This is a genomic window from Albimonas sp., from assembly GCF_055129145.1.
This window is the reverse complement of sequence record NZ_JBSRTQ010000153.1, coordinates 1-9,879: the sequence shown is the minus strand read 5'-3', so window position 1 is coordinate 9,879 and position 9,879 is coordinate 1. Positions and strand designations below refer to the sequence as shown.

Annotated in this window: 8 protein-coding genes; 5 read left to right on the top strand and 3 right to left on the bottom strand. The window is 73.0% G+C overall.

The window, feature by feature from the left end:
* The first annotated feature begins 127 nt into the window (after positions 1-127).
* The 3 genes from ACTB72_RS18060 to ACTB72_RS18050 all read left to right on the top strand — a co-directional run bounded on the left by ACTB72_RS18060 (position 128) and on the right by ACTB72_RS18050 (position 4,126).
* Positions 128-1,519: an L-serine ammonia-lyase gene (locus ACTB72_RS18060; RefSeq protein ID WP_463038401.1), complete on the top strand. Its 1,392-nt coding sequence runs from the start codon at positions 128-130 to the stop codon at positions 1,517-1,519.
* A gap of 547 nt (positions 1,520-2,066) precedes the next feature.
* Positions 2,067-3,038, top strand: coding sequence for a DMT family transporter (locus tag ACTB72_RS18055; protein ID WP_463038400.1), 972 nt, complete (start codon positions 2,067-2,069; stop codon positions 3,036-3,038).
* A gap of 35 nt (positions 3,039-3,073) precedes the next feature.
* Positions 3,074-4,126, top strand: a complete 1,053-nt coding sequence (locus ACTB72_RS18050; protein ID WP_463038399.1) for a dipeptidase — start codon at positions 3,074-3,076, stop codon at positions 4,124-4,126.
* A 380-nt stretch (positions 4,127-4,506) separates the two neighbouring features.
* Here ACTB72_RS18050 and hspQ read toward each other — a convergent pair whose 3' ends face one another.
* Positions 4,507-4,845: a heat shock protein HspQ gene (gene hspQ / locus ACTB72_RS18045; protein WP_463038398.1), complete on the bottom strand. Its 339-nt coding sequence runs from the start codon at positions 4,843-4,845 to the stop codon at positions 4,507-4,509.
* Positions 4,846-5,094: 249 nt separating this feature from the next.
* Between hspQ and ACTB72_RS18040 the strand changes: the two genes are divergently transcribed.
* Positions 5,095-5,991 carry an AEC family transporter gene (locus ACTB72_RS18040; RefSeq protein ID WP_463038397.1) on the top strand — a complete coding sequence of 299 codons (897 nt, stop codon included), beginning with the start codon at positions 5,095-5,097 and terminating at the stop codon, positions 5,989-5,991.
* A 7-nt stretch (positions 5,992-5,998) separates the two neighbouring features.
* Here the strand turns inward: ACTB72_RS18040 and ACTB72_RS18035 are convergent, their stop codons facing one another.
* Entirely contained in the window at positions 5,999-7,267 is a 1,269-nt protein-coding gene (locus ACTB72_RS18035; RefSeq protein ID WP_463038396.1) for a flavin-dependent oxidoreductase, read from the bottom strand.
* A 281-nt stretch (positions 7,268-7,548) separates the two neighbouring features.
* Between ACTB72_RS18035 and ACTB72_RS18030 the strand changes: the two genes are divergently transcribed.
* Positions 7,549-8,040, top strand: a complete 492-nt coding sequence (locus ACTB72_RS18030; RefSeq protein ID WP_463038395.1) for a very short patch repair endonuclease — start codon at positions 7,549-7,551, stop codon at positions 8,038-8,040.
* Between the two features lie 202 nt (positions 8,041-8,242).
* On the opposite strand, the gene glpK is transcribed toward ACTB72_RS18030, so the two are convergent.
* Positions 8,243-9,733 (bottom strand): glycerol kinase GlpK, encoded by a 1,491-nt coding sequence (gene glpK, locus ACTB72_RS18025; RefSeq protein ID WP_463038394.1) that lies wholly within the window; start codon positions 9,731-9,733, stop codon positions 8,243-8,245.
* Between the last annotated feature and the right edge of the window lie 146 nt (positions 9,734-9,879).

The window sequence follows — 9,879 nt, the reverse complement described above, 5'->3', positions numbered from 1 at the left end:
CGCCGGGGGCCGCGCCTCGGGCGGCGCCGACGCCTTCGCCCGGCGAGGCGCCTGGCCGCGTCGCGAACCGCACCCGCCGCGGCGTCCCCGTCATTGCGCCGCGGCCCGGAACCGGCGAGGATCGGGCATGGACCTCGGCGTATTCGACATCTTCAAGATCGGCGTCGGCCCGTCGAGCTCCCACACCATGGGCCCGATGATCGCCGCCGCGCGCTTTCTCGACGCGCTGCGCGACGGGCGCGACCGGATCCCCGGCGCCGGCCCTCCGGCGCGCATCGAGGCGCGGCTGCACGGCTCGCTCGCCTTCACCGGCAAGGGCCACGCCACCGACCGCGCGGTGCTGCTGGGGCTGCTGGGCTTCGCGCCCGCCACGCTCGACCCCGACGCGGCCGAGGCGGCGCTGGCGGAGCTGGTCGCCACAAGGCTCGCCCGGCCCGAAGGGCTGCCGCCGCTGACGCTGGACCCCGCCACGGACGTGATCTTCGACTACGGCCTCGCCCTGCCCGGCCACGCCAACGGCATGGTGATCTCCGCCCATGACGCGGCCGGCAAACTGCACCTGACCGAGACCTATTACTCGGTCGGCGGCGGCTTCGTCGTCACCGCGCAGGAGCTGGAGCGCGGCCCCGCCGGCGACCCGCCCGCCGCCCCGCCCCATCCCTTCGCCAACATGGCGGGGCTGCTGGCGCGCTGCGCGCAGACCGGGCTCGGCCTGACCGAGATCGCACGCGCCAACGCCGAGGCGCGCTACGGGAAAGCCGCGCTCGACCAGGGGCTCGACGGGTTGTGGGAGGCGATGTCGGGCTGCATCGACCGCGGGCTCGCGGTGGAGGGGGAATTGCCGGGCGGCCTGCGCCTGCGCCGGCGGGCGGCGAAGATGCGCGCCCAGCTGGAGTCGGAGCGGCGGGTGAACGTGCCGGGGCTGGGCACGGCCTCGGACTGGCTCGCCTGCTACGCGATGGCGGTGAACGAGGAGAACGCCGCCGGCGGCCGGGTGGTCACCTCGCCCACCAACGGTGCGGCGGGCGTGTTCCCGGCGGTGGCGCGCTGGTATCTCGACCATGCGCCCGGCGCGCGGGCGGGCTCGGTGCGCGACATGCTGCTGGTGGCGGGCGTGGTGGGGGCGATCATCAAGACCAACGCCTCGATCTCGGGCGCGGAGGTCGGCTGTCAGGGCGAGGTCGGCGCGGCTTCGGCGATGGCGGCGGCGGCGTTGTGCGCGGCGCTGGGCGGGACCGACGCGCAAGTGGAGAACGCGGCCGAGATCGCGCTGGAGCACCATCTGGGCATGACCTGCGACCCGATAAGGGGCCTCGTCCAGGCGCCCTGCATCGAGCGCAACGCGATGGGCGCGGTGAAGGCGGCGGCCGCCGCGTCGCTCGCCCTGCGCGGCGACGGCGCCCATCTGGTGCCGCTGGATGCCTGCATCGAGACCATGCGCCAGACCGGCCGCGACATGGACGAGCGCTACAAGGAGACCTCGCGCGGCGGGCTCGCGGTGAACCTGCCCCAGTGCTGAGCGGCCGGGTCGAACCGGCACGCGCGCCCCGCCGACGCCGGACCGCGGCAGCGCCGCGGGGGGGGGCCGCGCTCGGCCTCCCGGCGCCGAACAGGTCGCCCCCCCGGGGATCGCCGTCGGTCGCATCGTCGGACACGAACGGCAGCCGGCTTTCACAGGCCACGCCGGATCTCGTCGCGGCGACGGACAGTTCGCGCAGCCTGAAGCCGTCCGGCGCCGACCGCCCGCACTGGCGGCGGACGGCCGCCGTGGCGCCGGCGCTGCGCGAACGGATCAGGTCGTTCGCCCGGACATGGTCGGCCACGACCAGGCTCGCCGACCGCTCTCTCCAGATTCGACGCCTGCGCGGAAGAGACCGCGAGACCGCGGCAAGGCCGCCGCGGCCCATGCTCCGACATTGATTTCCAAATCATTGAATGAAAATTGAAAAAACTCATCCCCACAATCGCCCCGATGCAACTCTCTCCCACAACCCTGCCAGGGCGGCGCGGCGGCGAGCCGCCTCGGCGCTGGACGTCGCCGCCCCGTTCGCCTATGCGCGGACATCATGACCATGCCCGTCGCCCCCGCCCCGCGCCGCCCCCTGCTTCCCACCGGAGCGGTGCTCGGCGTGCTTTACATGATGGGGTTCTGCATTGCGGGACCCGGCATCGACATCACCGCCAAGCTCGCCGCGGCGACGCTGCCGATCGGGATCATCGCGCTGGCCCGCTTCGTGACCCAGACCGTGCTGCTCGGCGGGCTGCTGCTGCTGCGGCCCCAGCCGATGCCGCCGCTCCGCGCCCTGCCCGCCCATTTCGCCCGCGGCGCCCTGATCGCCGTCGCCACGCTGTTCTTCTTTGCGGCGCTCCGTCACATGCCGGTCCCCGACGCCATGGCGATCTTCTTCGTCGAGCCGATGGTGCTCACCCTGCTCGGCGCGGCGCTGCTGCGCGAACAGGTGGGCTGGCGGCGCTATCTGGGCTGCGCGGTGGGCTTCGCGGGCTCCCTCCTGATCATCCAGCCGAGCTTCGAGGCGGTCGGCGCCCCCGCGCTCTACCCTCTGGGCACGGCCGCGTGCTTCGCGCTTTACATGATCCTCACCCGCAGGCTCGGACAGCAGGGCGGCGTGCTGCCGATGCAGGCGCTGGCCGGGGTCTCCGGCGGGATCGTGACGGGGGCGGCGCTTTGGGTCGGGGCGGGATCGGGCTCGGTGCATTTCGACCCGGTCTGGCCGCAGGGGATGGAATGGGCGCTGCTCGCCGGCGTCGGGATCTTCGCCACCCTGTCGCATCTGCTGATCGTGATGGCGCTGCGCCATGCGCCGGCTTCGGTCGCGGCGCCGGTGCAGTATCTCGAGATCGTCTTCGCCGCCCTCTATTCCTGGTGGGTGTTCCGCGAGTTTCCCGACGCGCTCACCTGGGCGGGGATCGCGGTGGTGGCGGGATCGGGGCTCTATGTCCTGCATCGCGAGCAGCGGGCGCAGGTGCGGGCGGACGCCGCCGCGGCGATGGTTTCCAAGCCCGACGAACCCTCCTAGGCTCGGGCCCTGACCCTGCTTCGGAGCGCGCCCCCATGTCCGACCTCACCCCCCCGATCTTCGACGGCCACAACGACATCCTGCTGAAGCTGTGGAAGGCCGAGCAGGAGGGGCGCTCCCCCGAAGCGATGTTCGCCGAGGGCTGTCACGGCCATCTCGACCTGCCGCGGATGCGGGCGGGGGGCTTCGCCGGCGGGTTCTTCGCGATGTTCGCGCCCTCGTCAGGGTTCTCGATGAAGATGGAGGGCGACGGCTACGACCTGCCCCTGCCGCCGCCGATGCCGCGGGCCGAGGCGCTGGACGCCAACCTCGCCCAGGCCGGGATCCTGCTGCGGCTGGAGGCGCTGGGCCATCTGCGCATCGCGCGCAGCCTCTCGGATCTGACCGCGGCGATGGCGGCCGGCGAGGTCGCGGCGATCCTGCATCTGGAAGGCGCGGATTGCATCGACCCCGAGTTCCGCGCGCTCGACGTGCTGCAGGCGGCCGGGCTGCGCTCGCTCGGTCCGGTGTGGAGCCGGGACAACATCTGGGCGCATGGCGCGCCGTTCCGCTTCCCGTCCTCGCCCGACACCGGGGCGGGCTTCACCGAGGCGGGGCGCGAGCTGATCCGGCAATGCGATGCGCGCCGGATCATGATCGACCTCAGCCACCTGACCGAGGCCGGGTTCTGGGACGTGGCCGAGGTCTCGGACCGCCCCCTCGTCGCCACCCATTCCAACGCCCATGCGATCTGCCCGCATGCGCGCAACCTGACCGACCGCCAGCTGGATGCGGTGGCGGAGCGCAAGGGGATGGTCGGCGTGAACCTCGCCACCGGCTTCCTGCGGGCGGATGGCAGGATGGCGGCGGAGGAGACGCTGGACAGCCTCGTCGCCCATTTCGTCTATCTGGTGGAGCGGATGGGCGAGGATTGCGTGGGTCTCGGCTCGGATTTCGACGGCGCGCGGATCCCGTCGCCGATCGGCGACGTGGCCGGACTGCCGGCGCTGCGGAGCGCGCTGCGCGGGGCGGGCTTCGACGGCGAGACGCTGGAGAAACTGTGCTGGAAGAACTGGACGCGGGTGCTGGGCGCGATCTGGGGCGACTGAGCGGCCCCCCGCGCGAGGGGGCGCCGCGCCCGACGGCCCAAGGGTGGCGGCGGGGCGCCCGCGGCGCGTTGGACGGTCGGCGCGGCGTGGCGCCGTCTTCCGGCCATCGATGTCGTGTCAAATGAAGAGGATTTCGCCCGTTCGTCGCCCGGGCCCGCCCCGGACCGCGATCAGGGCCGGCGCATGTGGACTTTCGCCTGACCTCGCCGCCCGGAACTTTTCCGCCTGGCGCAAGGTCGACCTGCGGCGCGGGCGCCTCGGGGAGGCTCTCGGGACGCCCGGCGCGCCGCTCCGGCCCTCGAGGCAGGCGCAGACGTCGGACGGATCTCCTCCGCCCCGATGCCGCGGTCAGTGGGTGTCGCGGTCAGTGGGTGTCGCGGTCAGTGGGTCTGGATCGAGGCGATGCGGTAGCGGTCGCCCTCGAGATCGCCGAAAAGTTCGCCTACCTGGGGATGTTCCACAGGACCTGAGTCGTCCGCCACCAGGTTCTGCTCCGAGACATAGGCGTGGTAGTAGCTCGTCTCGTTCTCGGCCAGCAGGTGGTAGAAGGGCTGATCCTTGCTGGGGCGGTTCTCGACCGGGATCGCTTCCCACCACTCGTCGGAATTGGCGAATTCGGGATCCACGTCGAAGACCACGCCGCGGAACGGGTGGATGCGATGACGCACCACCTGCCCGATGCCGAACTTCGCCTGCCTGTTGACCGCGCCCGTCGCCATGTTCCGCGTCTCAGTCCATCCGTGAAAACACATTCTCCGAGAAAACTTAGGGAATCGTCACCGAAGTGTCCACCCACGCGCTGCTGCGCCGCAGCACGCGAGGCCGGCGCGCAACGCCGCCGCCCCTGCCCTCCCGACCCCACGCGCCCGCCGCATCGACGCTTCCCGGCGCTCATGTTACTGACGACCCGCGCCGCCGAATTTCCGCCGCGGCCGCGTCTCCGCTCCTTCTGCCAGGACCGCCCGCCCATGCTGCTCGCCCTGACCGTGCTCGAGATCGTCGCCCCGGTGTTCATGCTGGGGGTCGCGGGCTGGACCTGGGTGAAGACCGGCAAGGATTTCCCGGTCGAGTTCGTCACCCGGGTCTGCTTCTCCATCTCGGTGCCGGCGCTGCTGTTCACCTCGCTGGCCAAGGCCGAGCTCGACCCCGAGTTCTTCGCCTCGCTGGCCGGCGCGACGCTGGCCGCCTATCTGCTCGCCGCCGCGGCGCTCTGGGCGCTGATCCGGATGGGCAAGCTCCCGGCGCGGGTGTGGCTCGCGCCGCTGGTCTTCGGCAATACCGGCAATGTCGGCCTGCCGCTGGCGCTTTTCGCTTTCGGGGAGCACGGGCTGGCGCTGGCGGCGGTGATCTTCGCGGTGATGGCCTGCCTCAGCTTCACGGTGGGGGTGTGGCTGGTCTCGGGCGGCGGCTCTCCGGCCGAGGCGATCAAGCAGCCGATCTTCTACGGCGCGGCGCTCGGCCTCGTCTTCGCATTGATGGACTGGGAGCTGCCGACGTTCCTGATGCGGGGCCTCGAGCTCGCCGGCCAGATGGCGATCCCCCTGATGCTGCTCACGCTGGGCGTCTCCGTGGCGCGGCTGTCGGTGAAGGGGGCGGGGCGGGCGATCCTGTTCTCGGTGGTCCGGGTGTTCGTCTGCGGCGCCGCGGCCTGGGCGGCGGCCTTCGCCTTCGGGCTCGACGCCATCGGGCGCGATGCGCTGATCCTGCAGCTGACCATGCCGGTCGCCGTCACCTCCTACCTGCTGGCCGAGCGCTACAAGGCCGATCCGTCCGAGGTCGCGGGGCTGGTCGTCGTCTCCACCCTCGTCTCGGTCGTGGCGATCCCGATGACGCTCGCCGCGATTCTGGAGGGCTGGCTGCCCTGAGCGGCGGTCAGGCCGCGGCGCCCGTCGCCTGCGCGCCGTCGGGGATGATCGGGGGGGCGTCGTTCAGCCCCTCCCGCGCCAGCCCGGCGATGCCCTTCCAGCGGGCCTGGAACGCGTCCATTTCCGCGCGCGGGATCACATCCTCGATCCGCTCGAAAACGCCGGCGCAGCGGTCCTCGACCATGCCGAGCAGCGCGTCGGGGCCGGCGCCGCGGGCGGCCTGGATCATCCGCGCCGTCGCCGGGCGCAGCTCCGCCTCATAGGCCTGCAGCGCCGCAGGCCCGACCCCGTGGTCGAGGAAGGCGCGGCCGAGCTTGCGGGCGCCCATGATCGCCTGGCTCGCGCCGTTCGACCCCACCGGATACATCACATGGGCCGCGTCCCCGATCAGCGTGGTGCGCCCCGCGGTCCAGAACGGGGCCGGGTCGCGGTCGACCATCGGGTATTCGAAGATTTCGGGCGTGGCGCGGATCAGGGCCGGGGCGTCGATCCAGCCGAAGTTCCAATCCTCGAACCGAGGGAGGAACTCGGCCGCCTCCGCCCGCCGGTTCCAGTCGGATTTCGTCCAGCCGCCGGAGGGGTCGAAGGCGAGCTCGGCGATCCAGTTGACCAGCGCCTCCCCAGTAGCCGGATCGGGGGCGGAGATCGGGTAGGCCACGAAGCGCTGCGCCATCGTGCCGACCAGCACCATCGAGGCGCCTGAGCGGAACGGCCGCGCCCGCACCGCGCCGCGCCAGAGCACGGCGCCCGACCAGATCGGCTTGCCCTCGCCCGGATGCATCCGCGCCCGGATCGCCGAATGCAGCCCGTCGGCCGCGACCAGCACGGTCCCCCGCAACGCGCGCCCATCGTCGAGGCGCAAGACGGCTTCGTCGCCTGCGTCTCCGAAATCCGAGGCGCGGGCGCCCGCAACCGCGGCCTCCTCGCCCATCCGCGCCCGCACCTCGCGCAGCAACGCCATCTGCAGCTGGCCGCGATGCACCGAATATTGCGGCCAGCGGTAACCGGCGGCGCGGCCGCGGGGCTCGGTCCAGATCTCGCGCCCGGTTTTGGCATGCAGGCCCCATTCGCGGGTCTCGACCCCGATGCGGGCGAGGTCGGGGCCGAGGCCCAGCGCCTCCAGCTCGCGCACCGCGTTGGGCTGCAGGTTGATGCCGACGCCGAGGGGGCGGAGTTCGGCTGCCGCCTCGAAGACCCGGGCGCGAAGGCCGATCTGGTGGCAGGTGAGCGCGAGCGTGAGCCCGGCGATGCCGGCGCCGGCGATGAGCACGGTCATGGACGGGCCTCCCTCTCTCGCCGCCGGTCGTCCGCCTGGGCGCGGGGGAGCCGGCGCGTTCGCTGGCCGCGATCCTGCGCAAGGCGGGGGCGGGGCGCAAGCTTGCGCCGGAGCGAGGCGCCGCGTGGACGTGGCGCGGATCGGGGCGGCGCGCCCGCGGCGCGTAGGAACGGAGGCGCCGGCGGCCCCGTCGCGGGCTGCGGGCTGGGCATCAGATCGGGGGCGGGTTGACCTGCGGCCCGGCCCGGGGCGAGGTCCGCGGGTCGGCAAAAGGAGATCGCATGGCGGATGTCTACGACGCGGCCACGAGGTCGCGCACCATGGCGGCGGTGAAGGGGCGCGACACCACGCCCGAGCTGCGCCTGCGCCGGGCCCTGCACGCGCTCGGCCTGCGCTATCGCCTCGGCGGGCGCGGCCTGCCCGGCCGCCCGGATCTGGTGTTCCCCGCCCGCCGCGCCGCGGTCTTCGTGCATGGCTGCTTCTGGCACCGCCATCCCGGCTGCCCCCGCGCCACCACGCCCGCCACCCGCACCGACTACTGGGGCCCCAAATTCGACCGCAACGTCGCCCGCGACGCCGAGGCGGAGGCCGCGCTGGCCGCCCTTGGCTGGCGGGTCGGCGTCGCGTGGGAATGCGCGCTCGGCGCCCGAACCGCGCCCGCCACCGCTGAGATCTTCGCGCTCTGGCTCTGCGGCGACGCCCCGCGGCTGGAGGTTCCGGCGCCGGACGACCGCGAGCGAGGCCGCCCCCGCGGCGCCTTCGGCATGTCATGATCGGCGCAGCCGGGACCGCGCCCGCGCGCCGGGCCGCCGTCGCCGCCTCCGCAGACGGCGCCCCTGCGCCCTCTCCCCACAAGGCCCGCCCGAAACCCGGGCGCCCAGCCGTCCCGGCCTTCCGCAGGAAGGCTCCCGGCCGCGCAGCGGGCGGGCGCGGAGCGCCGCTCCGCGAGGACGGCGCCGCCCCCGCCCGGCGCCGCTACCCGGCCGTCAGCGTCCGGCCCACCGCCTCGCGCCAGCCTTTCAGCTTCCCGGCCCTCAGTTCCGGATCCATCGAAGGCTCGAACCGCCGCTCCAGCGCCCAGCCTGCGGCGAATTCCTCGCGCCCCGGCCACACGCCGACGGCGCTTCCCGCCAGCCAGGCCGCGCCCAGCGCCGTGGTCTCGAGGATTTTCGGGCGGTCCACCGGCGCGTCCAGCATGTCGGCGAGGAACTGCAACGTCCAGTCCGACGCCGTCATCCCGCCATCCACCCGCAACACCGTCGCCTCCGCCCCGTCGGGCCAGTCGCGCCGCATCGCCTCCAGCAGATCGAAGGTCTGGTAGCCGACCGATTCCAAGGCCGCCCGCGCGATCTCGGCGGGGCCCGAGCCGCGGGTCAGCCCGAAGATCGCGCCGCGCGCCTCCGGGTCCCACCATGGCGCGCCGAGCCCCGCGAAGGCCGGCACCAGATAGACCTGCTGGGCGGGATCCGCGGCTTCGGCCAGTCCTTGCGTCTCGCTCGCCTCGCGGATCAGCTTCAGCCCGTCGCGCAGCCACTGCACCACCGCGCCGGCGATGAAGATCGAGCCTTCCAGCGCATAGGTGGTCTCCCCGCCGATCCGGTAGGCGATGGTGGTCAGCAGCCGGTTGTCCGACGTCACCGCCCGCGATCCGGTGTTGAGCAGCGCGAAGCACCCGGTGCCGTAAGTCGATTTCAGCATCCCCGGCTCGAAGCACGCCTGCCCCAGGGTCGCCGCCTGCTGATCCCCCGCCACACCGCGGATCGGGATTTCCGAGCCGAAGAGATCCGCACGCGCCATCCCGAAATCGCCGTCCGAATCCCGCACCTCCGGCAGCAGGCTGGCGGGAATGCGCAGCAGGTCCAGCATCTCTTCGTCCCAGGCCCCGCGATGGATGTCGTAGAGCATGGTGCGCGCCGCATTCGTCGCGTCGGTCGCGTGCACCGCGCCGCCCGTGAGATTCCAGATCAGCCAGGAATCCACGGTGCCGAAGGCCAGTTCGCCGCGCTCGGCCTTCGCCCGCGCGCCGTCGACGTGATCCAGAAGCCAGGCCAACTTGGTCGCCGAGAAATACGGATCCAGCAGCAGCCCGGTGCGCGCCCGCACCCCCGCCTCGTGGCCCGCATCCTTCAGCTCCTGGCAAAAGGCCGAGGTCCGCCGGTCCTGCCACACGATGGCGTTATGCACCGGCCGGCCCGAGGCCCGGTCCCACAGCACCACCGTCTCGCGCTGATTGGTGATGCCTATCGCGGCGATGTCGGAGGCGCGGACCCCGGCGCGCTCCATCGCCTCGCGGCAGGTGGCGGCGGTGGTGGACCAGAGGTCGGCGGGGTCATGCTCCACCCATCCCGGCTGGGGGAAATGCTGGGGGAACTCCTCCTGCCCGCGGGCGACGACATGGCCGGCGGCGTCGAACAGGATCGCCCTGGTCGAGGTGGTGCCCTGGTCGATGGCCAGCACATGGGTCATGGATCGCCTCCCGGTCCGTCTTCGTCTCTTGTTCCGCAGGAGTGCAGCATGACGGCCTGCGCCGGGGCAACCCCGCATGAGCATTCGGGTGCCGGCGGGGCGGTTCGGGGCCGCAGGCGCGGCGGGCCGTGGCGGCGGCGCGGGAC

Coding starts and splice junctions, on each gene's coding strand:
- hspQ (WP_463038398.1), bottom strand. CDS start 4,845: ATGGCGACGGGCGCGGTCAACAGGCAGGCGAAGTTCGGCATCGGGCAG.
- ACTB72_RS18040 (WP_463038397.1), top strand. CDS start 5,095: ATGCTGCTCGCCCTGACCGTGCTCGAGATCGTCGCCCCGGTGTTCATG.
- ACTB72_RS18030 (WP_463038395.1), top strand. CDS start 7,549: ATGGCGGATGTCTACGACGCGGCCACGAGGTCGCGCACCATGGCGGCG.
- ACTB72_RS18050 (WP_463038399.1), top strand. CDS start 3,074: ATGTCCGACCTCACCCCCCCGATCTTCGACGGCCACAACGACATCCTG.
- ACTB72_RS18035 (WP_463038396.1), bottom strand. CDS start 7,267: ATGACCGTGCTCATCGCCGGCGCCGGCATCGCCGGGCTCACGCTCGCG.
- ACTB72_RS18055 (WP_463038400.1), top strand. CDS start 2,067: ATGACCATGCCCGTCGCCCCCGCCCCGCGCCGCCCCCTGCTTCCCACC.
- ACTB72_RS18060 (WP_463038401.1), top strand. CDS start 128: ATGGACCTCGGCGTATTCGACATCTTCAAGATCGGCGTCGGCCCGTCG.
- glpK (WP_463038394.1), bottom strand. CDS start 9,733: ATGACCCATGTGCTGGCCATCGACCAGGGCACCACCTCGACCAGGGCG.